Annotated in this window: 15 protein-coding genes; 5 read left to right on the top strand and 10 right to left on the bottom strand. The window is 62.9% G+C overall.

Features of this window, described 5'->3' with window-relative positions; translation table 11 throughout:
• Positions 1 to 296: 296 nt before the first annotated feature.
• Positions 297 to 731 carry a TadE family protein gene (locus tag ACFSOZ_RS35325; RefSeq protein ID WP_379105914.1) on the top strand — a complete coding sequence of 145 codons (435 nt, stop codon included), beginning with the start codon at positions 297 to 299 and terminating at the stop codon, positions 729 to 731.
• Entirely contained in the window at positions 732 to 2,498 is a 1,767-nt protein-coding gene (locus ACFSOZ_RS35320) for a hypothetical protein (RefSeq protein WP_379105912.1), read from the top strand.
• Between the two features lie 55 nt (positions 2,499 to 2,553).
• On the opposite strand, the gene bglA is transcribed toward ACFSOZ_RS35320, so the two are convergent.
• From bglA to ACFSOZ_RS35270, 10 genes are all read right to left on the bottom strand, one after another.
• The gene (gene bglA / locus ACFSOZ_RS35315) at positions 2,554 to 4,179 is read right to left on the bottom strand and encodes a beta-galactosidase BglA (protein WP_379105910.1); all 1,626 of its coding nucleotides are present in this window, start codon (positions 4,177 to 4,179) and stop codon (positions 2,554 to 2,556) included.
• Positions 4,166 to 6,202, bottom strand: a complete 2,037-nt coding sequence (gene glgX, locus ACFSOZ_RS35310) for a glycogen debranching protein GlgX (RefSeq protein ID WP_379105908.1) — start codon at positions 6,200 to 6,202, stop codon at positions 4,166 to 4,168. The genes bglA and glgX overlap by 14 nt, the downstream gene beginning before the upstream one ends.
• Positions 6,203 to 6,213: 11 nt before the next feature.
• Positions 6,214 to 7,842, bottom strand: a complete 1,629-nt coding sequence (locus ACFSOZ_RS35305; protein WP_379105906.1) for an alpha-D-glucose phosphate-specific phosphoglucomutase — start codon at positions 7,840 to 7,842, stop codon at positions 6,214 to 6,216.
• A gap of 3 nt (positions 7,843 to 7,845) precedes the next feature.
• A complete protein-coding gene (gene glgA / locus ACFSOZ_RS35300; RefSeq protein ID WP_379105904.1) occupies positions 7,846 to 9,291 on the bottom strand; it encodes a glycogen synthase GlgA in 1,446 nt (481 codons plus the stop codon).
• 89 nt (positions 9,292 to 9,380) lie between these two features.
• Positions 9,381 to 10,646, bottom strand: a complete 1,266-nt coding sequence (gene glgC / locus ACFSOZ_RS35295) for a glucose-1-phosphate adenylyltransferase (RefSeq protein WP_379105902.1) — start codon at positions 10,644 to 10,646, stop codon at positions 9,381 to 9,383.
• A gap of 19 nt (positions 10,647 to 10,665) precedes the next feature.
• Positions 10,666 to 12,879: a 1,4-alpha-glucan branching protein GlgB gene (glgB, locus tag ACFSOZ_RS35290; RefSeq protein ID WP_379105900.1), complete on the bottom strand. Its 2,214-nt coding sequence runs from the start codon at positions 12,877 to 12,879 to the stop codon at positions 10,666 to 10,668.
• 121 nt (positions 12,880 to 13,000) lie between these two features.
• Complete coding sequence (locus ACFSOZ_RS35285) at positions 13,001 to 15,469, bottom strand: glycogen/starch/alpha-glucan phosphorylase (RefSeq protein ID WP_379105898.1); 2,469 nt, start codon at positions 15,467 to 15,469, stop codon at positions 13,001 to 13,003.
• Positions 15,470 to 15,601: 132 nt separating this feature from the next.
• Entirely contained in the window at positions 15,602 to 16,384 is a 783-nt protein-coding gene (locus tag ACFSOZ_RS35280) for an ATP-binding cassette domain-containing protein (RefSeq protein WP_379105896.1), read from the bottom strand.
• Positions 16,385 to 16,386: 2 nt separating this feature from the next.
• Positions 16,387 to 17,448 carry an ABC transporter permease gene (locus tag ACFSOZ_RS35275; RefSeq protein WP_379105894.1) on the bottom strand — a complete coding sequence of 354 codons (1,062 nt, stop codon included), beginning with the start codon at positions 17,446 to 17,448 and terminating at the stop codon, positions 16,387 to 16,389.
• Between the two features lie 158 nt (positions 17,449 to 17,606).
• Positions 17,607 to 18,584: a sugar ABC transporter substrate-binding protein gene (locus ACFSOZ_RS35270; protein WP_379106630.1), complete on the bottom strand. Its 978-nt coding sequence runs from the start codon at positions 18,582 to 18,584 to the stop codon at positions 17,607 to 17,609.
• Between the two features lie 267 nt (positions 18,585 to 18,851).
• Between ACFSOZ_RS35270 and ACFSOZ_RS35265 the strand changes: the two genes are divergently transcribed.
• The 3 genes from ACFSOZ_RS35265 to ACFSOZ_RS35255 are packed head-to-tail and all read left to right on the top strand — an operon-like array spanning position 18,852 to position 21,444.
• Entirely contained in the window at positions 18,852 to 20,078 is a 1,227-nt protein-coding gene (locus tag ACFSOZ_RS35265) for an ROK family transcriptional regulator (RefSeq protein ID WP_379105892.1), read from the top strand.
• Positions 20,078 to 20,524, top strand: a complete 447-nt coding sequence (locus ACFSOZ_RS35260) for an RbsD/FucU family protein (RefSeq protein WP_379105891.1) — start codon at positions 20,078 to 20,080, stop codon at positions 20,522 to 20,524. Before ACFSOZ_RS35265 ends, ACFSOZ_RS35260 begins: the two co-directional genes overlap by 1 nt.
• A complete protein-coding gene (locus ACFSOZ_RS35255) occupies positions 20,521 to 21,444 on the top strand; it encodes a carbohydrate kinase family protein (RefSeq protein WP_379105889.1) in 924 nt (307 codons plus the stop codon). The genes ACFSOZ_RS35260 and ACFSOZ_RS35255 overlap by 4 nt, the downstream gene beginning before the upstream one ends.
• The last annotated feature ends 56 nt before the right edge of the window (positions 21,445 to 21,500 follow it).

Raw genomic sequence — 21,500 nt, 5'->3', positions numbered from 1 at the left:
TTCCTGCGGCTGGTGGCCAAACACTAACGCGGAGAATTTTTATTTCAACAGACTCTCTGGGTCACCCAAAGTAAGGCGGGACGAAAGCTGTGCCGTGGCGGCCGAAATACCAGCCGAAACCAGAAGCTTGACTTGGTTTCCTCACCTCGACGCCATTTTGCGGCGAGAATCCGTGGCCGCGCCAGTTTGCCAGAATGTGTTAATGCGTTCTTAAGCAACCATAGGTTACATTACGACTACCTTCTATACGCCTCTATCTCAGACGCATGGCGGTCACGAGTAACAAGGCAAGTAAATTGTCCAAAATTTGCCAAGCAACGCGGAAATTTCAAGAAGAATCAGGAACTTCGGCGGTCGAATTCGCCTTACTCTCTCCCGTTTTCATCGTCCTTCTGCTCGGAATGGTTGCATACGGTATATATTTCGGCGCCGCCAACTCGGTCCAGCAGATCGCGGCCGATGCGGCCCGCACTGCAATTGCCGGACTGAACCAGACCGAGCGCCAGACGCTCGTAGCCAGCTTCGTCACCAACAATGCCGGCGGATATCCCTTCGTGGATGCCAGCAAGTTGACCTACCAGGCCAATGACAGCACGGCCGACGGAAGCCAGTTCGTGGTGTCCATCCAGTACGATGCCCGCAACCTGCCGATCTGGAACCTCTTCCCGGGCATAGCCATGCCGGGCAGCACGATCAAGCGCCAGTCAACGATCAGGGTCGGGGGCATCTGAATGCTGCTGCGGGCGCGCGATGAGATCGGTCGGCTCGCCCGGTTGATGCTGGGCGACCGACGAGCGAATTTCACCGTCATGACGGCATTGAGCGCGCCGGTCGCGCTGGCGCTGGCTGCAGTGGCCATCGACGAAGCCTCGATCTACACCGAGCGTCGCGAAGCACAGGCCATGGTGGACCTGGCGGCGATCACCGCTGCCTCGAACATCACCAACGTCGAGACCGCTGTCGTGACCACGCTGACCGACAACGGCATGCCAGGGGTTGTCGTGCAGGGCTCGGGACAGACGATCGCGCCGGCCGTCGGCAAAACTGTCGTGTCGGTCACGCCCGGGCGCTACGCAGCATCCGCCGCCAATGTCAGCCAGCGCTTCCAGGCCGGCGTGACACCCTACAATGCCGTGCATGTCACCTTGAAGAAGATCCCCGTCCGCTATTTTGCGAGTTCGCTGATCCCCTCTCCCGTCATCGGCACCGATGCCACCGCCAGCATGACACCGCAGGCGACGTTCTCGGTCGGGTCGAGGCTCGCCAGCGTCAATGGCGGCATTCTCAACGCGCTCCTCAGTGGACTTCTCGGCGGCAACATCTCGCTCAGTGTCATGGATTACAACGGGTTGATCTCGGCCGATGTCAGCGTGTTCTCGTTCATAGACGGCCTTGCCACACAATTGAGCCTGACCGGTGTCACCTATTCGGATGTGCTGGCATCGAAGGCGACCGTCGGCCAGATCGCCACGGCCATGGCCAACGTGCCCGGGCTTGGCAATACGGCCAAGGTGGCACTACAGTCGATCGCGTCCAAGTCGACCAGCACTTTCAAGATCCCGCTCAACAAGCTCGTCGATCTCGGCTCCGTCGGCAGCCTGGCCCTTGGGCAAAGACCAGCCGGCCTTGGAGTGGACGCCAGCGCCATGGGCATGCTGACCGCCGCCGCCGTGCTGGCGAACGGTACCAGCCAGGCTCAGGTCAATCTCGGAGCCACCGTACCCGGGCTTCTGTCCACCGCGCTTACCATTGCCATTGGCGAGCCTATGCAATCTTCGCCGTGGCTCGCGGTCGATGGCATCGGAACCGTGGTGCGCACCGCCCAGACGCGCATCAAACTGGTGGCCACCGTCGGTGTCGGCTCGCCCGGTCTCGGCGGCGGTATCAGCCTTTTGGCCGTCAATCTGCCGCTCAATGTCGAAGTCGCCTATGCTGAAGCCAAGCTGACCGACATCACCTGTCCGACCGGGCCCTCCAGCATCAAGGTTTCCATCGCCGCGCACCCAGGCATTGCCTCGCTGCATCTGGCCAACAGCAACAGTTCAGGCTTCGCCGACTTCAGCCAGCCGCAGACCTTCACCGACGCGGAGATCGCGGATGTCAGCCTCAGACTGCTGCTGATCAACATTCCGCTGATACAGGTGATGGGTTCCGCCGCGACCGCGATCACCAACAACAGCCCGACGACGCTGACCTTCGATGCGACCGACATCGCCAACAAGACGATCAAGACCGTTTCGACGCGCAACATCTCGCAGTCGCTCACCACGTCGCTGGTCAACAACCTGTCGCTGTCGGTCAATGCGCTTGGTCTCGGGATCGATCTGACTTCCCTGCTCGGAACGGTCAAGCCGGCAGTTGTGGCCGTGCTGAACGGCGTAACGGCGCCGGTCGACGACCTGCTCTATAATGTGCTTTCGGCGCTGGGTGTCGGCGTCGGCCAGGCCGATGTGCGTGTCACCGGCGCGACCTGCGGGCGCTCGGTTCTCGTTCAATAAGCCATTTGCAGCCACGTGGGATCACTTGCCTGCAAGCCGCGGTCGAAGCACTGAATCAACCGAGCTGACCAAGGAAAAAACCGAGCTCGGGTAGCGAGAGCTTGCTCTCTTCAACAACCGCCTCGCCGCCGACAATGGAAGCAACAGTTCCGATATCCGGCGGCAATGGCCAATTCCCCAGCTCCCCGGCGAAGTTGAAGACACAGAGCAGCCTCTCACCGCCGCCTTCGCGGATGAAGGCGAGAATTTCGTCCTCCGCATCGAGAAACCGGATCGAACCCCTGACCAGCGCCGGATGCTCCCTGCGCAATGCGAGCGTGGCCCGATAGGACGCGAGCACCGAGGCGGCGTCGATGTTCTGGACGTCGACCGCGCGGGCGCGATGGCTGGCCGGTATCGGCAGCCACGGCTTGGCGGTGGAGAAGCCTGCATTGTCGGCGCCGGCCTCCCAGACCATTGGCGTGCGGCAACCATCCCTGCCCTTGACGCCCGGCCAGAAGCGGATGCCAAAGGGATCGCGCAGATCCTCGAAGGCGAGTTCCGCCTCCTCCAGCCCGAGTTCCTCACCCTCGTAAAGGCAGATCGATCCGCGCAGGCAGGAGAGTAGCACGATCGAGAATCTCGCGACCGTGTCGGGATCGCTGCCCGGCCTTGTCCAGCGGCTGACATGGCGCACCACGTCATGGTTGGAAAACGCCCAGCAGACCCAGCCATCGGACACGGCTGCCTCGAAGGCTTCGACGCAGCCACGCACATGCGCCGCCGAGAATTGTGGGCCAAGCAGATCGAAGGTGTAACACATATGGAGCTTGTCACCGCCGGTGGTGTAGGCGGCGAGCGTCTGCAGCGAGCGGCCTTCATCGCCGATCTCGCCGACGGCGGCGCGGTCCTCATATTCGTCGAGCAGTGCCCTGAAGCGCTTGAGGAACGCCAGGTTTTCCGGCTGCGTCTTGTCGAACAGATGTTCCTGGTAGAGGTAGGTGTTGGTCTCGCTGTTGGTGCCGGCGACGCTTGACGCCAGGGGTGGATTGCTGCGCAGCCAGCGGTCGTGGACATAGTAGTTGACCGTATCGAGCCGGAAGCCGTCGACGCCGCGCTCGAGCCAGAACCGCACCGTTTCCAGAAGCGCTTCCTGGACCTCCGCATTGTGGAAATTCAAATCCGGCTGCGAGGCAAGGAAATTGTGCATGTAATATTGCCGGCGGGTCGAATCCCACTCCCAGGCCGGGCCGCCGAAGACGGACAGCCAGTTGTTGGGCGCGCCGCCATCGGGCTTCGTGTCGGCCCAAACATACCAGTCGGCCTTGGGGTTGTCGCGGCTGGCGCGGCTCTCTACGAACCAGTCGTGCCTGTCGGACGAGTGCGACAGCACCTGGTCGATGATGACCTTCAGGCCGAGCCGGTGCGCCTCGGTCACCAGCGCATCAAAGTCCGCAATGGTGCCGAACATCGGATCGACATCCTGATAGTCCGACACGTCATAGCCCATGTCGGCCATCGGCGACTTGAAGAAGGGCGACAACCAGATGGCGTCGACACCGAGCGAGGCGACATGAGCCAGCCTCGACGTGATGCCGCGCAGATCGCCGCTGCCGTCACCGGTCGTATCCTGGAAGGAGCGCGGATAGATCTGATAGATGACGCAGCCGCGCCACCATCCGGTCTCGTCAGCTGCCGCCATTGCGCTTCTCCCTTGTGCCGGCCTGCGCGGCGATCCGTTCGATCATGAAGATCACCGTCCGCCCCGATACCGGCCGCGAAATGTCCATCGTCTCGCCTGTTTCGAGGGCTGGCGCCCAGAAAGACCCATCGCGCTCGGGCAAGGAGAACATACACGCCCGTCGATCGCCGTTGATGAGGACCGCAAGACGGGACTGATCATCGCTGGCGCCGCCCAGAATCATGACGAGGCGGTGCCGCTGCGGATCCTGCCAGCTCTGTTCGTCGAGCGGCGCGCCTGTCTCGGTCAGCCATGCGACATCAGGCATGTCGGAACCGGCCAGCGGCAGGCCAGTGAGGAAGTGCGCGCCGGAGAGTGCCGGCGCCGCTTTGCGCAGCGTCGAGAGCAGCACGGTATACTGCTCCAGCGCCTGGTCGCGCGCTGCCCAGTCGAGCCAGGTGATCTCGTTGTCCTGCGCGTAGGCGTTGTTGTTGCCCTTCTGGGTGCGGCCGAATTCGTCGCCGGCCGTCAGCATGATGGTGCCGCGCGAGGCGAACAGCGTGGCGAGCAGCGCGTGCTGATCAATCCGGCGAGCCGCCACCACGGCCGGGTCACCCGCATCGCCCTCGACACCATTGTTCCAGGACAGGTTCTCGTTGTGGCCGTCGCGGTTCTGCTCGCCATTGGCCTCGTTGTGCTTGCGCTCATAGCGCACGATGTCGGCCAGCGTCATGCCGTCATGGGCGGCGATGAAATTGACCGTGCGGCTGGCGCTTTGTCGCTTCGTGGCAAACACATCGGACGAACCGGCAAGCCGGGTCGCCAGTGCGCCGACCATGCCGGCGTCACCGCGCCAGAAGCGTCTGACATCGTCGCGGTACTTGTCGTTCCATTCGAGGAAGGGCGTCCGAAATTTGCCGAGCTGATAGCCATCCGGACCGATGTCCCAAGGCTCGGCGATCAACACGCGATCAGCCAGCAGCGCGTCCTCGCGCATCGCATTCAGCAACGGCGCCTCGGCGTCGAATGTCCCTTCGACCCGCCCGAGAATGGGCGCCAGGTCGAAGCGGAAGCCATCGACGCCGGCATCACGGACAAAATGGCGAAGCGTGTCGAGAACCATTTCCTGGACGACGGGGTGGTCGCAAGCCACCGTGTTGCCGGTGCCGGTGTCGTTGGCCAGCCTGCCGTCAGGTGTCTGCCGGTAATAGGCCTGGCTGTCGAAGCCACGCAACGACAGCGTCGGCCCGAGCCGGTCGCTCTCGCTGGTGTGGTTGAAGACGAGATCGAGGATGACGCCGATGCCGGCCTCACGCAGCGCGGCGACCGTGTTGCGCAGGTCCATGATGCCGCCCGGTGCAAGGCGAGGATCAAGCGCCATGAAGGTGACGGGATTGTAGCCCCAGGCGTTGCGCAGTCCGAGCGGCGGCAGATGCCGCTCATCGATCGACGCCGTCACCGGCATCAGTTCGACCGCGCCGACACCGAGTTTTTTCAAGTGCTCGATAACCACCGGATGAGCGATGGCAGCGACCGTGCCGCGCAGCTTTTCGGGAACGTCCGGATGCAGCATGGTGAAGGCGCGCACCGGAATTTCGTAGATCAGGCCACCGGTTCGATAGAGTGGCGGCGCAGCCTGCACAGGGTTCGGCAAGGCAGCGGCAATCGCCTTCGGCATCAGCGGCGCGGTATTGGCCCCCTCGCCCCGGCGCTGGGCCAGCCGCCAGTCATAGGCGTAGGGCCTGTCGATCCCGACGGCATAGGGATCGATCAGGAGCTTGTCGGGATCGAACCACAGCCCGCGCTCCGGTGCGTAGTCGCCATCGGCGCGAAACCCGTATCGAGTGCCGGGGCCAAGGCCAGCGACGAACCGCGCATGCACGCCCTCGCCTTCCGGCTGCAGCTCAAGCCGTTCGATTTCCCGGTTGCCCTGCTCGTCAAAAATCGAGACCCACAACCGGCGGGCGGCCTGCGACCATGCGGCAAAGCGAATGCCGCCCTCCGAAACAAGTCCGCCAAATCGCGGCCGCTGATCGGCCGGCATCGCAGATTTCATTAAGTGATGACACTCGGCTTGGCGCGGCCGGTATGGCTGCGAATCCCGGCAATATCATCGGCCGCCGATATCAGATCGGCAAGGGCGACCTGGGTGTCGAGATCGTGCCTCGACTTGTCCGGCTCGTAGCGTTCGATGTAGACGCGCAGCGTCGCCCCCGACGTGCCGGTGCCCGAAAGCCTGAAGACGACGCGCGAGCCGCCTTCGAACAACACCCTGATGCCCTGGCGTTCGCTGGTCGAACCATCGACCGGATCGTGATAGGCGAAGTCATCGGCACTGGCGATGGTCATGCCGCGCACGCTGGTGCCTGGCAGCGCGCCAAGCTTGGCGCGGAGTTCGTCGACCAGCGCATTGGCGCGGTCACTCTCGACCTCCTCATAGTCGTGCCGCGAATAGTAATTGCGGCCATAGGTCGACCAATGCTCGGTGACGATCTGCTTGCAGCTTTCACCGCGCGCGGCGAGGATGTTGAGCCACAGCAGCACTGCCCACAGGCCGTCCTTTTCGCGGACGTGGTTGGAGCCGGTTCCCGCACTTTCCTCGCCGCAGATCGTCGCCATGTCGGCGTCGAGCAGGTTGCCGAAGAACTTCCAGCCGGTTGGCGTTTCATAGATGCCGATGCCGAGCTTTTCAGCGACACGGTCCGCCGCGCCACTGGTCGGCATCGAGCGGGCGATGCCCTTCAGGCCTTCCTTGTAGCCGGGCGCCAGGCGGGCGTTGGCGGCAAGCATGGCGACCGAATCCGACGGGGTGACAAAGATACCCTTGCCGATGATCAGGTTGCGGTCGCCGTCGCCGTCGGAGGCGGCGCCGAAGTCCGGTGCATCCGGGCCCATCATCTCGTCATAGAGATGCTTGGCATGGACGAGGTTCGGGTCCGGATGGTGGCCGCCGAAATCCGGCAGCGGCTTGAAATTGCGGCAGGTGCCGTTGGGCGCGCCAAGCCGGTTTTCGAGGATCTCCTTGGCGTAGGGGCCGGTCACCGCATGCATGGCGTCGAAGCGCATGCGAAAGCCGTATTTGAAATTGGCGCGGATGGCGTCGAAATCGAACAGGCTTTCCATCAGTTCGGCATAATCGGCGACCGGATCGATGATCTCGACCGTCATGCCGCCGGCCTCGACCGTGCCGATCGTGTCGATGTCTATCGCTGCGATGTCAGTGGTCTTGAAGTTCGCAATCGTCTTGGTCTTTTCGAAGATCGCGTCGGTCAGCTTTTCCGGCGCAGGACCGCCATTGCCGGCATTGTACTTGATGCCGAAATCCTCGTGCGGGCCGCCCGGATTGTGGCTTGCCGACAGGATGATGCCGCCAAAGGTCTTGTATTTGCGGATGACATGCGAGGCGGCCGGCGTCGACAGGATGCCGCCCTGCCCGACCATCACCTTGCCGAAGCCGTTAGCCGCGGCCATGGCGATCGCCTTCTGGATGACCTCGCGGTTGTAGAAGCGGCCGTCGCCGCCGATCACCAGGGTCTTGCCCTCGAACCCGTCCAGCGCGTTGAAGATCGACTGGATGAAGTTCTCGGCGTAGTGCTCCTGCTGGAACACCGGTACCTTCTTGCGCAGGCCCGACGTGCCGGGTTTCTGATCGGAATAGGGCTTTGTGGGGACGGTCCGTATCATGCTTCAGGCAACCCTTTTCGAAAGCAGCGAGCGATAGAGTTCAACGTATTTTTCGGCACTCTTGTCCCACGACACATCGGCTTTCATGCCCTGGCGCTGCAACGATTCCCAGACCGCCGGACTGGCATGGGCGTCGACGAGGCGGCGCATGGCGTGCAGCAAGGCGCCGCCATTGTTGGGCGCGAACTGGAAGCCGGTCGCGACGCCGGCCGAGACGGCAGCCTCGTTGGCGTCGATGACGGTATCGGCCAGGCCGCCGGTGCGGGCGACCACTGGCACGCAGCCATAGCGGAGGCCGTAAAGCTGCGTCAGTCCGCAGGGCTCGAAGCGCGAGGGAACCACGATGGCGTCGCAACCGCCTTGCATGATGTGCGAGAGCCCCTCGTCGTAACCGACGACGACGCCGATGCGGCCGCGATGCCTGGCCGCGGCGGCAAGCAGCGCGCCTTCGAGGCCGGCATCGCCCGAGCCCAGGATGGCCAGGCGCGCGCCCGTGGCGACGATGCCGTCGATCACCAGCGCCAGTATGTCCATGCCCTTCTGCCAGGTCAGGCGGCTGACGACGCAGACGATCGGGCTGTCGTCGCGATCGAGGCTGAAGCGGTCCTCGACGGCGGCCCGGTTGGGCGCGCGCGCCTTCAGGGTCCCGGCCGTGTAGGCGGAGACCAGATGCTTGTCGGTTTCCGGATCCCAGATGCCGGTGTCGATGCCGTTGACGATGCCATAGAGATCGCTGGAGCGCATGTTGATGAGGCCGTCGAGGCCCATGCCGAATTCCGCCGATCGGATCTCCTGCGCGTAGGTCGGGCTGACGGTGGTGATAGCCCAGGCCGCCTGCAGGCCGGCCTTGAGGAAGCCGACACCGCCATAATATTCGACGCCGTCGAGCGCCATCGCCACCGCCGGCAAGCCAAGCTCGCCGAAGATGCCGGCGCCGAACTGGCCCTGGAAGGCGAGGTTGTGGACTGTCATCATCGACGGCACGCCGACCGCCTTGCCGTAGCGCATATAGGCCAGGGTCATCGCCGACTGCCAGTCATGGGCATGGACGATGTCGGGCTGATAACCCGAGATGGCACCGCCGGCGATGTCGCCGCCGACCTGGCTCAGCGCGGCGAAGCGCCGCCAATTGTCCGGCCAGTCGACGCCGGTCGCGTTGCCATAGGGGCCGCCGGGACGGTCGAACAGATGCGGCGCGTCGAGGACGAAGAGTTCGAGCCCGGCGAGTTTGACAGAATGGACGGAAGCCTTGCCGCCCTGCAGCAAAGGGTATTGCAGAACCGCCCTCTTTTTCTTGAAGGCGGCCATCACGGTCGGAAAGCCGGGGATGAGCGTGCGCATGGTCACGCCCTTGGCCGCCAGCGCAATGGGCAGCGCGCCGGTCACGTCGGCAAGCCCGCCGGTCTTGATCAGCGGAAAGATCTCGGGCGTGACCGACAGAACCTGCATGCGCCTACAATCCGATCCTGTCCGTTCTAGAGTTCTTTGTTGACACAATTCCGGACGGAAAACCGTTTCACGCTTTTCCTGGAATTGCTCTAAAGCTTCAGCTTGTCGATCATGTCCTGTGTGACCAGGCAGATGCCCTTTTCGGAAACGCGGAAACGCTTGGCGTCGAGGACGGGGTCTTCGCCAACCACCAGCCCTTCCGGTATCCTAACACCGTGGTCGATGACGACGCGCTTCAACTTTGCGTTCCGGCCGACATGAACGTCGGGCAGCATGACGACTTCTTCCAGCGTCGAATAGGAATTGATGCGCGCGCCGGTGAAGATCAGGCTTCTTTTCAGCGAGGCGCCCGAGACGATGCAGTCGCCCGAGACAAGCGAGGAGACGGCGGAGCCACGGCGGCCATCCTCGTCATGGACGAACTTTGCCGGCGGCTTCAATTCGGCATAGGTCCAGATCGGCCAGTCGCGGTCGTAGAGGTCGAGTTCCGGCGTGATATCGGTGAGATCGATATTGGCTTCCCAATAGGCGTCGACCGTACCGACATCGCGCCAGTAGGCTTCGTTCTCGGCGGTCGAGCGCACGCAGGACTTGGCGAAGCGGTGGGCGATCGCCTTACCGTGCTGGACGATATAGGGAATGATGTCCTTGCCGAAGTCGCGGCTCGAGCCCGGCTCGGCGGCGTCGCGGCGCAGTTGCTCCATCAGGAACTTGGTCTTGAACACATAGATGCCCATCGAGGCCAGGGCGAACTCCGGCTTGTCGGGAATGCCAGGCGGATCGGCGGGCTTTTCGACGAAGGCGATGATGTTGTCCTTGGCATCGACATGCATGACACCGAAGCCGGTGGCCTCCATGCGCGGCACTTCGAGGCAGCCGACGGTGACGTCGGCATTGGCGTCGACGTGCTGGCGAAGCATCAGCTCGTAGTCCATCTTGTAGATGTGGTCGCCAGCGAGGATGACCATGTATTCGGGCCCATAGGCCTCGATGATGTCGATGTTCTGGTAGACCGCGTCGGCCGTGCCTTCATACCACTGCGTTTCCGAGACGCGCTGGCTGGCCGGCAGGATGTCGAAACTCTCGTTTCGCTCGGGCCGCAGGAAGTTCCAGCCGCGCTGCAGATGGCGGATCAGCGAATGCGCCTTGTACTGGGTGGCGACGCCGAGGCGGCGAATGCCCGAATTGAGCGCGTTGGAGAGCGCGAAGTCGATGATGCGCGTCTTGCCGCCGAAATAGACGGCCGGCTTGGCGCGCCGGTCGGTCAGTTCCTTGAGGCGGCTGCCACGGCCGCCGGCCAATACATAGGCCATGGCATCGCGCGCCAGCGGCTGGGTCCGTTTCAAGTCTGCCATTTCTACCCTCCCAAGTTACTCAGTCTGCGACAAGCTCGAGCATGATCGTCGACAGCGGCGGCAAAAGCATTGTCGCGAAGATGCTTCCTCCCTCCGCCCGCGCCTCGACCAGGCCGCCATTGCCCTTGCCGGAACCGCCATATTCCGAAGCGTCGGTGTTGATGATTTCGCGCCAGTTTCCGGCCTTCGGCAACGGCACGCGATAATTGTCGCGTGGCACCGGCGTGAAATTTGAGATGACGGCCACCGGGCTGCCGCCCGGCGCGCTGCGCAGCCAGGCAAAAACCGAATTCTGGCTGTCATCGACGATCAGCCAGGAAAACCCTTCCGGTTCGCAATCGCGGCCATGCAGCGCCGGGCGCGAACGGTAGAGATAGTTGAGATCGCGCACCGTCTGCCAGACGCCGCGATGCGGGCGGAACTCAAGCAGGTTCCAGTCGAGAGCGCGTGCTTCGCTCCATTCGCGACGCTGCGCGAACTCCTGCCCCATGAACAGCAGCTTCTTGCCAGGATACCCCCACATGAAGGCGTAATAGGCCCGCAAGGTCGCGAATTTCTGCCAGTCGTCGCCGGCCATCTTGCCAAGCAGCGTGCCTTTGCCGTGCACGACCTCGTCATGCGAGAGCGGCAGCACGAAATTCTCTGAGAAGGCGTAGGTCAGGCCGAAGGTGAGATCGTTGTGGTGGTGCTTGCGAAAGATCGGCTCCTTGGAGAAATACTCCAGCGTGTCGTGCATGAAGCCCATGTTCCACTTGAAGCCGAAGCCCAGCCCGCCTTCATGCACCGGTGCCGAGACCTTCGGCCATGAGGTCGATTCCTCGGCGATGGTCATCACGCCCGGATGGTGGCCGTAGACCTCCTTGTTCATCTTCTGCAGGAAGCTGACCGCCTCGAGGTTTTCGCGACCACCCTTTTCGTTGGGGATCCATTCGCCCTGCTTGCGCGAATAGTCGAGGTAGAGCATCGAGGCGACCGCATCGACGCGCAAACCGTCGACATGATATTTCTCGGCCCAGAACAACGCATTGTTGACGAGGAACGACACCACCTCGCGGCGGCCGAAATTGTAGATCGCGGTGTTCCAGTCGGGATGAAAACCCTTGCGCGGATCGGCATGCTCATAAAGTGCGGTACCGTCGAAATTGGCCAGACCATGCGCGTCGACCGGAAAATGCGCCGGTACCCAGTCGAGAATGACACCGACGCCGGCGCGGTGGGCGCCATCGACGAAACGAGCAAAGCCGTCCGGATCGCCGAAGCGGGCCGACGGCGCGTAGAGTCCAGTCGTCTGATAGCCCCAGGACGGGTCATAGGGGTGTTCGGAGATCGGCATGAATTCGATATGAGTGAAGCCCGTCTCGACGACATAGGGGATTAGCCGGTCGGCCAGCTCGTCCCATGACAGGAAGGTCCCGTCATCGCGAAGCTGCCAGGAACCGGCATGGACCTCGTAGACCGAGATGGCTTCGCGCCGGTGATCGGCATTGCGCCAGAAATTGCGGTGCGCCTCATCGCCCCACTCATGCGCCGGCGGCACGGCAACGACCGAAGCGGTGGCCGGGCGCAATTCAGATTTGAAGGCGAACGGGTCGGCCTTCAGCGGCAGCCTGACACCGTCGGGGCCGATGATCTCGTATTTGTAGGGCCGTCCGGCGCCGATGTCGGGCACGAACAGTTCCCAGATGCCGGTGTCGCGGCGATCGCGCATCGTGTGCCTGCGACCGTCCCATTCATTGAAGTCGCCGACCACCGAGACGCGCCGTGCATTGGGGGCCCAGACAGCAAAATGCACGCCCGTAGCGCCCTCGTGCTCGATAACATGGGCGCCGAGCTTATCGAACAGCCTGAGGTGCGAGCCTTGGGCGATGTAATAGTCGTCCATCGGGCCAAGCACCGGACCGAACGAATAGGGATCGGTCAGCCACCAGTCGCCGCCGGCATTGCGCGCATGATAGCGCAGCGGCTGCCGCTTCCTGATCGAGAGCTTGCCTTCGAAAAAGCCACGGTCGTCGCGCCTGGACAGTTCTCCGGCGATGATGCCGGTCAGCGTGTAGGCGGTGACGAACTCCGCATGCGGGACAAAGCAGCGGGCAAACAGGCTCTTGCCGACCTCATGGACGCCAAGGACCGCGAACGGATCGCCATGCGTGCCTGCAACAATCGCCGCGACATCGCCGGCTGTCGCCAGTCCGTCCGGCCCGCTTGTTGCAGCGGTCGCGCGCGGCTTCTTCATCAGGCAGTGTCCCTCCCCGGGCACGACTCTTTGTTTTGTTCATGTCGTTGTCCCAAAACCGCTACACACTTTTGGGCGACATGAACCTGGACCACATTGTTCGCGGCCTCATGCAATCACATCAGACGGGCACGTTCCAGATTTCTTTCGCATATTGGCGGATCGTGCGATCGGAGGAGAACCAGCCGACACGCGCAACGTTGCGGATTGCCCTGGCGTACCAGTCGGGACTGTTGCGCCAGACAGCGTCGACTTCGCGCTGCGCGGCGGCGTAGGCATCGAAATCGGCGGCGACCATGAACCAGTCGCTGGTGTAGAGACCGTTGATCAACTCGCGGTAACGCTCCGGATCGTCCGGCGAGAAGACGCCAGACGAAACGGCAGCCACCGCCTGCGACAGTTCCGGTGAAGCCTCGATGACGGCGCGCGGGTTGTAGCCATTGTTGCGCCGCTCGGCGACCTCGGCGGTGGTGAGGCCGAAGATGAAGATGTTGTCATCGCCGACACACTCCTTGATCTCGACATTGGCGCCGTCGAGCGTGCCGATGGTCAGCGCGCCATTCAGCGCGAACTTCATGTTGCCGGTGCCCGACGCCTCCATGCCGGCGGTCGAGATCTGCTCGGACAGGTCGGCAGCCGGCATCATGATCTCGGCCAGGCTGACATTGTAGTTCGGCACGAACACCACCTTCAGCAAACCGCGCACGGCCGGGTCGCGGTTGATGACCTTGGCGACGTCGTTGGCGAGTTTGATGATCAGCTTGGCGTTGTGGTAGCTGGGCGCCGCCTTGCCGCCGAAGAATTTCACGCGTGGCATCCACTCGCGTTCCGGGTGCGAGCGAATCTGGTCGTAGAGCGCGATCGCTTCGAGGATGTTCAGGAGCTGGCGCTTGTATTCGTGGATGCGCTTGATCTGGATATCAAACAGCGCCGAGGGATCGACCTTGATGCCGAGCCGGTCGGCGACGAGATTGGCCAGCCGCGTCTTGTTGGCGCGTTTGACGGCGGCGAACTTGTCGCGAAAGGCTGCATCGTCGGCGAAGGCATCAAGATCCTTGATGGCGTCGATGTCATCGAGAAAGCGGTCGCCGATCGCCTCGCGGGCGAGCGACGTCAGCCCGGGATTGCACTGGATCAGCCAGCGCCGCGGCGTGATGCCGTTGGTCTTGTTGTTGATGCGATCGGGATAGAGCTTGTGCAGGTCGGCGAACACCGTCTCCTTCATCAGGTCGGTGTGAAGAGCCGAAACGCCATTGATGGAATGCGAGCCGACAAAGGCCAGATTGCCCATGCGCACCCGGCGGTCGCCATTTTCCTGGATCAGCGAGATGCGGCTGATCTGCTCGTCCGAGAACTGGTCGGAGGCGCGCGCCTCCAGAAGAACTTCGGCATTGATGGCGTAGACGATCTGCATGTGGCGCGGCAGCAGCCGCTCGAACAGCGGCACCGGCCAGCTTTCCAGCGCTTCGGGAAGCAGCGTGTGGTTGGTGTAGCCGAAGGTGCGCTTGGTGATGCTCCAGGCAAGGTCGAAATCCATACCGTGGACATCCATCAACAGGCGCATCAACTCGGGCACAGCGATGGCCGGATGGGTGTCATTGAGATGGATCGCAGCCTTGTCGGGCAGCGACTTCAGATCGCCATACTGGCTGAGATGGCGCTGGACGATGTCCTGCAGCGAGGCGGTCGAGAAGAAGTACTCTTGCCTGAGCCGCAGCTCCTGCCCAGCCTTGTGCGAATCCGCGGGATAGAGCACGCGTGACAGGGCATCGGCCTTATTGCTTTCGGCAAGAGCGCCGATATGGTCGCCGGCATTGAACTTGTCGAGCAGGATCGGATCGACCGGCATGCCCGACCACAGCCGCAGCGTGTTGACGCGGTTGGCCCGCCAGCCGACGACGGGCGTGTCATAGGCGACGGCCAGAACATGCTCGGTCGGCTTCCAGACATGGCGCTCGAGCCGGCCGTCCTTCGAGGTGACCGATTCCACCGAACCGCCGAACCCGACCTCGAAGGAGCGTTCGCGCCGTTCGAACTCCCAGGGGTTGCCGTGATCGAGCCAGGTCTCGGGCAGTTCGACCTGCCAGCCGTCGTGAATCTCCTGGCGGAACATGCCATTGGCGTAGCGGATGCCGTAGCCATGCGCGGGAATATCGACGGTCGCCATGCTTTCCATGAAGCAGGCCGCGAGACGGCCGAGGCCGCCATTGCCAAGTGCGGCATCCGGCTCAAGTGCGGCGATGAGGTCGAGATCGACGCCCAGCGAGGACAAGGCTTCGCGCATATTGTCCATCAGGCCGAGATTGGAGAATGCGTCGCGCATCAGACGGCCGATGAGGAACTCCAGCGACAGATAGTAGACGCGCTTTTCCTTCTGGTCGTAGGCCTCTTTCGTCGCCTGCATCCAGTGATCGACAATGCGGTCGCGCACGACCTTGATCGAGGCGGTGAGCCAGTCGTACTGGGTCGCGACGGTGGTATCCTTGCCGACCCTGTATTTGAGGGCCATCAAGACTTCCCTTGCGAGCGTCTCCGGGTCAGGATTTTTGAGCAGTGGCGGGAGGGGTTCGGATGTCATAGCGCGCGTCATGCTGCCTCTCGTGCGGTTGCCATGATCATACCGGCTTTCATCGTTCCTCCCAGCCCATGCTAGCCGATACTCCCACATGTTCAATCGATTTAGATGAACCCGCGCGGAGTTACCCTGCGGCAATTTGACAGTTCAGGCCGCCAGTGCCGCCTCCGGCGGAACCTTGGCTCCCGTCATGAAGGCCACGGCATCCGACATCGTATATTGCTTGGGATCGATGACGCAGAGGCGACGGCCCAGCCGATGGATGTGAATGCGGTCGGCGACCTCGAAAACATGCGGCATGTTGTGCGAGATGAGCACGATCGGCAGGCCGCGCTTCTTGACGTCGAGGATCAGTTCGAGCACGCGGCGGCTCTCCTTGACGCCAAGGGCGGCAGTCGGTTCGTCCATGATCACCACGCGACTGCCGAAGGCGGCGGCGCGCGCCACGGCCACGCCCTGGCGCTGGCCGCCCGAGAGCGTTTCCACCGCCTGGCTGATGTTCTGGATGGTCATCAGGCCAAGTTCGGTGAGCTTGTCGCGGGCACGCTTTTCCATCGCCGGACGGTCGAGCATGCGCAGCCATTGGCCGAGGAAGCCGGGTTTGCGGATCTCGCGGCCGAGGAACATGTTGTCGGCAATCGACAGTGCCGGCGACAGCGCCAGGTTCTGGTAGACGGTTTCGATGCCGGCTTCGCGGGCCTCCATCGGCGATTTGAAGGAGACAGGTTTGCCTTCAAGGCGGATCTCGCCTTCGTCGGGCGCGGCTGCACCCGAAATCGCCTTTATGAGCGACGACTTGCCGGCGCCGTTGTCGCCGATGACGGCAAGGATTTCGCCCGGATAAAGATCGAAGTCGGCATTGTCGAGAGCGGTGACGCGGCCATAGCGCTTGATCAGACCGCGCGCGGTAAGGATGGGTTCCTGGGTCATGACTATGCCGAAACCTTTCTGATCCATTGGTCGATCGCCACGGCGCCGATGATCAGCACACCGGTGAGCAGCACCTTCCATTGCGGGTCGGCGCCCAGCATGTTGAGACCCATGGAGACGACGCCGACGATCATCGCCCCAAACAGCGTGCCCAAGATCGAGCCGCGTCCGCCGAACAGAGAAATACCGCCGATCACCGTCGCGGTGATCGCCTGGAGATTGTAGTCGGTGACGGCGGCTGACGGTGAGATCGAGCCGTTGCGGCCGACGGAGACCCAGGCAGCGAAGGCGGCGATCAGCCCGGCAAGGGTGTAGACCGTCATCAGCACCTTCTTGGTCTGGATGCCCGACAGCTTCGCCGCCTCCTGATCGTCGCCAACGGCGTAGACATGGCGGCCCCATGCCGTGTGATTGAGCACGTACCACAGGATCAAGACGAGCACGACCGTGGCAATGACGCCGAGCGTCAGCACCGCCGTGCCGACCTTGAAGCTCATTGCAAAGAGATGCAGCAGCGGCGCCTGGGTGTCGACGTCGGTGTCGCGGATCGTCTCATTGGCCGAATAGATGAAGTTCGTGGCCATGACGATGTTCCAGGTGCCAAGCGTCACGATGAAGGGCGGCAGTTTCATGTAGGCGACCAGCACGCCGTTAAGCAGCCCGCAGGCCGCGCCGGCGGCAAGCCCGATCGCCACGGCGAGAATGGCCGGCATACCGTAGTTGACCGCGCAATTGCCCATGATCACGGCTGAAATCACCATGATCACGCCAATCGACAGGTCGATGCCGGCAGTCAGGATGACCAGCGTCTGGGCAGCGCCCAGAATGCCGACGATGGCGATCTGCTGCAGGATCAGTGTCAGCGTGTAGGACGAAAAGAATCGCCCGCCGATGGTGATGCCGAAGACGATGATCGCCAGAACCAGCACGATCAGCGGCACCGCGGCCGGCGTTGAATGCAGGAAATGCTGGATGCGCTTGACGGCCGATTTGTGCTCGTCGAACGCGGCAACGCTTGTATCGCTGGCCGAGAGAACCTTTTCGAATTCCTGAGCTTGAGCCATGTTTCCTCCCCGTAGACTTCAGCCAAACGCTGACGCCGTCCACGCCTTTCCGGTCTGCTGCCGGGATTGTTCGCGGTCACGCGACCCATCGTCCACCCGAAGCGGTCGGGGATCAAGCCCCAACCGCTCAGGTTCCGTAGATGCCTGTCAGACCGGCATCAGCCCCAGCACTTGGCGAGGCCTTCCTTGGTGTCGATGGACTTCACGCCGGTGGCCGGTTTGTCGGTCACGAGGTTGACGCCGGTATCGAAGAAATTCTTGCCTTCGGTCGGCTTCGGCTTGGTTCCGTCCTTGGCGAAAGCAGCGATCGCCTCGATGCCGAGCGCAGCCATCTGCAGCGGATATTGCTGCGATGTTGCACCGATGACACCTTCGGTCACCGACTTCACGCCTGGGCAACCACCATCGACGGAGACGATCAGCACCTGTTTTTCGAGGCCGACAGCCTTGAGCGCCTGGTAGGCGCCGACAGCGGCGGGCTCGTTGATGGTGTGGATGACGTTGATGGTGTTGTCCTTCTGCAGAAGGTTTTCCATCGCCTTGCGGCCGCCCTCCTCGTTGCCGTTGGTGACGTCGTGGCCGACGATGCGCGGATCGGTCTCGTCACCGATCTTGTTGGGATCCTTCACGTCGATGCCGTAGCCCATCATGAAGCCCTGGTCGCGCAGCACGTCCACGGTCGGCTGCGACGGCGTCAGGTCGAGGAAGCCGATCTTGGCGTCCTTGGCCTTGTCGCCGAGCGTGGCGGCGGCCCAGGCGCCGATCAGCTTGCCGGCTTCGAGGTTGTCCGTGGCGAAGGTCGCATCGGCGGCGTCAATCGGATCGAGCGGCGTGTCGAGCGCGATCACCAGCAGCCCGGCATCACGCGCCTTCTTCACCGTCGGCACGATGCCCTTGGTGTCGGATGCAGTGATCAGGATGCCCTTGGCGCCGTCGGCGATGCAGCTTTCGATCGCCGCCACCTGGCTCTCGCTATCGCCGTCGATCTTGCCGGCGTAGGTCTTGAGGTCGACGCCGAGTTCCTTGGCCTTCGCCGTGGCGCCTTCCTTCATCTTGACGAAGAAGGGGTTGGTGTCGGTCTTGGTGATCAGGCAGGCGCCGACGCCGGCCGCGGATGCGGACGACGCAAACGCCATGAGACCCAGAGCAGCAGCGGCAAATACGGTCGATTTCAACAGTTTTGTATTGGTCACGATTTTCCTCCCAATGGAACCATCCGGATGCCGGCCAACCGGCATCTGCAGCGCATCCAACGAATTTCTCCCAGCGTGGACGCTGCCTCAACAGACACCAGAGCGAAGCCTCTGTCAATAATTAAATCACTCTTATTTATTATTGACAGCCTTGCTTCGTTCACCCATTCTAGCCCAAAAGCATTGCGGGGAAACGACGGGAGGAACAGGGTGGAGACCGCCATTGCGAGGCACGGTTCGCCCGAGGTGAATGACAGTCTCATTCACCGCGGCACCAACCAGAGCGGCATGCGGGACCACAACGAGCGGTTGGTGCTCTCGCTGGTGCGCCAGCACGGCAGCCTGGCGAAGTCCGACATCGCCCGCATGACCGGGCTTTCGGCGCAGACGGTTTCGGTCATCATGCGCGAACTGGAGGAAGAAGGCCTTCTGCTGCGTCAGGCGCCGTTGCGCGGCAAGATCGGCCAACCCTCCATCCCGATGGCGCTCAATCCCGACGGCGCCTATTTCATCGGGTTGAAGATCGGCCGCCGCAGCGCCGAACTCGTGCTGATTGACTTCCTTGGCCATGTCCGCTCGATGCTGCAGCATTCCTATCGTTATCCTGCGCCGCGCGAGACGGTGGACTTCGTCAGCAACGGCATGCGGCAGATGCGCGGCGAGTTGACGCCCGCGCAGGACAAGCGCATTGCCGGCCTCGGCATCGCCATGCCGTTCGAATTGTGGAACTGGGCCGATACAGCCGGCGCTCCGCGCGACGCCATGGACGAATGGCGTCACCGCGACATCAGGGCCGACATCCAGGCGCAGTGCGATTTTCCGGTCTACCTGCAGAACGATGCGACTTCGGCATGCGGCGCCGAACTCGTCTTCGGCCAGACCGGTGCCGCGCGTGACTTCGTCTATTTCTACATCGGCGCCTTTGCCGGCGGCGGCATCGTGCTGAATGGCCGGCTTTTTGGCGGGCCAACCGGCAATGCCGGAGCACTCGGCTCGATGCCCGTGCCGGGGCCGGATGGCAAGCCGACCCAGCTGATCGACGTGGCGTCCATCGCCATGCTCGAAAAGGCGCTCAATGCGCGCGGCGTCGAGGCGTCGCATCTGTGGACATCGCCGGAGGACTGGGGCGAGATCGGCCCCGAACTCGATGACTGGATCGCCAGCGCCTCGCAAGCGCTCGCCTATGCCATCGTCGCCGCATCCTCGGTCATCGATTTCGAAGCGGCGGTGATCGACGGATGGATGCCGAAGGCAGTGCGCCGCCGGCTGGTCGACGCCGTCATCGCGGCCATCGCCACGATCGACGGCGAAGGCCTGAAACTTCCCGCCGTTCGCGAGGGAACCGTCGGCATTCATGCCCGCGCGCTCGGCGGCGCCAGCCTGCCGCTTTCCGAACGCTTCCTGATTGGTTCGACGACGATTTCCAGGAGCGCCTGATGCTGATCGGAATCCCGGCACTGCTCGGTCCGGAACTTCTGGCGATATTGCGCGCCATGGGCCATGGCGACGAGATCGCCCTTGTCGACGGAAATTATCCGGCAGAGCAACAGGCCAACCGGCTCGTCCGAGCCGATGGCCATCATCTGCTGCCGGTGCTCGATGCGATCTTGAGCGTGCTGCCGGTCGACGATGCCGTACCAGAGGCGCTGTTTCGTGCCTCGGTCAAGGGCGACCCCTCGCTTGCCGATCCTGTGCACCACGAGATCGAGGCGCTATGCGCAAAACACGCTCCCGGCCGCAAAGTGGTTGCACTGGCAGGTGCCGACTTCTATGCACGGGTCAAATCGGCGCATGCCATCGTCGCGACCAGCGAGCCGCGGCTCTACGCCAACATCATCATCCGCAAGGGCGTGATCTATCCGCCGGAGACCAGCAAACCATGATCCTCTGCTGCGGCGAAGCCCTGATCGACATGCTGCCGCGCACCACGACGGCGGGCGAGCCGGCCTTTGCCCCCTATGTCGGCGGCGCCGTGTTCAACACGGCCATCGCGCTTGGCCGGCTCGGCGCGCCGGCCGGCTTCTTTTCAGGCCTGTCGTCGGATCTGTTCGGTGGCCAGTTCCGGGACGCGCTTGGGGCGAGCAAGGTCAGCTCCACCTATGCGCACACCTCGCCACGTCCAACCACGCTGGCCTTCGTCAAACTGGACAACGGCCAGGCCACCTACACATTCTACGACGAGAACACTGCCGGCCGCATGCTGACCATCGACGACCTGCCGCAGCTCGGCAGCGAGATCGAAGCCATGCTGTTCGGCGCCATCAGCCTGATCTCGGAGCCGGCCGGCAGTGCCTATGAGGAGTTCATGAAGCGCGAGCATGAAAGCCGGGTCATGATGCTCGATCCCAACATCCGGCCGAACTTCATTCCGGACAAGGCCAAGCACCTCAGGCGCATCCGCGCCATGATGGCGATGGCCGACATCGTGAAACTGTCGGACGAAGACCTGAACTGGTTCGGCGAAGCCGGCTCGCACGAGGATGTCATCCGCAACTGGCTCGACCGCGGCCCGAAGCTCATCGTCGTCACGCGTGGCAGCGAAGGCGCCATCGGCTACACCAGGGAACACGCCGTGACGGTGATGACGGAGAAGGTCAAGGTGATCGACACGGTCGGCGCCGGCGACACATTCAATGCCGGCATCCTCGCCTCGCTGCAGGAGCAAGGCCTGCTGACAAAGACGGCAATCGCCAGCCTTTCGCAGGACGCAATCAGCAAGGCACTGGCGCTTGGCAACAAGGCGGCGGCCGTGACCGTGTCGCGGGCCGGCGCCAATCCGCCCTGGCGGCATGAAATCGCCTGACAAGACGGCAAACCGACTGGAAGCGTTGGGATTGTCGATCACTTTATGTTTCGCGT

Origin of the sequence: Mesorhizobium newzealandense (assembly GCF_042682145.1) — a bacterium.
Classification (GTDB): domain Bacteria; phylum Pseudomonadota; class Alphaproteobacteria; order Rhizobiales; family Rhizobiaceae; genus Mesorhizobium; species Mesorhizobium newzealandense.
This window is presented reverse-complemented; position numbering and strand designations above follow the sequence as displayed.

What these genes read in the sequence shown, in the direction of transcription:
- ACFSOZ_RS35260 (WP_379105891.1), top strand. Translation starts at nt 20,078, where the DNA reads ATGCTGATCGGAATCCCGGCACTGCTCGGTCCGGAACTTCTGGCGATA.
- glgA (WP_379105904.1), bottom strand. Translation starts at nt 9,291, where the DNA reads ATGCAGGTTCTGTCGGTCACGCCCGAGATCTTTCCGCTGATCAAGACC.
- ACFSOZ_RS35285 (WP_379105898.1), bottom strand. Translation starts at nt 15,469, where the DNA reads ATGACGCGCGCTATGACATCCGAACCCCTCCCGCCACTGCTCAAAAAT.
- glgX (WP_379105908.1), bottom strand. Translation starts at nt 6,202, where the DNA reads ATGCCGGCCGATCAGCGGCCGCGATTTGGCGGACTTGTTTCGGAGGGC.
- ACFSOZ_RS35320 (WP_379105912.1), top strand. Translation starts at nt 732, where the DNA reads ATGCTGCTGCGGGCGCGCGATGAGATCGGTCGGCTCGCCCGGTTGATG.
- ACFSOZ_RS35305 (WP_379105906.1), bottom strand. Translation starts at nt 7,842, where the DNA reads ATGATACGGACCGTCCCCACAAAGCCCTATTCCGATCAGAAACCCGGC.
- ACFSOZ_RS35280 (WP_379105896.1), bottom strand. Translation starts at nt 16,384, where the DNA reads ATGACCCAGGAACCCATCCTTACCGCGCGCGGTCTGATCAAGCGCTAT.
- glgC (WP_379105902.1), bottom strand. Translation starts at nt 10,646, where the DNA reads ATGGCAGACTTGAAACGGACCCAGCCGCTGGCGCGCGATGCCATGGCC.
- ACFSOZ_RS35255 (WP_379105889.1), top strand. Translation starts at nt 20,521, where the DNA reads ATGATCCTCTGCTGCGGCGAAGCCCTGATCGACATGCTGCCGCGCACC.
- ACFSOZ_RS35275 (WP_379105894.1), bottom strand. Translation starts at nt 17,448, where the DNA reads ATGGCTCAAGCTCAGGAATTCGAAAAGGTTCTCTCGGCCAGCGATACA.
- bglA (WP_379105910.1), bottom strand. Translation starts at nt 4,179, where the DNA reads ATGGCGGCAGCTGACGAGACCGGATGGTGGCGCGGCTGCGTCATCTAT.
- ACFSOZ_RS35270 (WP_379106630.1), bottom strand. Translation starts at nt 18,584, where the DNA reads ATGGCGTTTGCGTCGTCCGCATCCGCGGCCGGCGTCGGCGCCTGCCTG.
- glgB (WP_379105900.1), bottom strand. Translation starts at nt 12,879, where the DNA reads ATGAAGAAGCCGCGCGCGACCGCTGCAACAAGCGGGCCGGACGGACTG.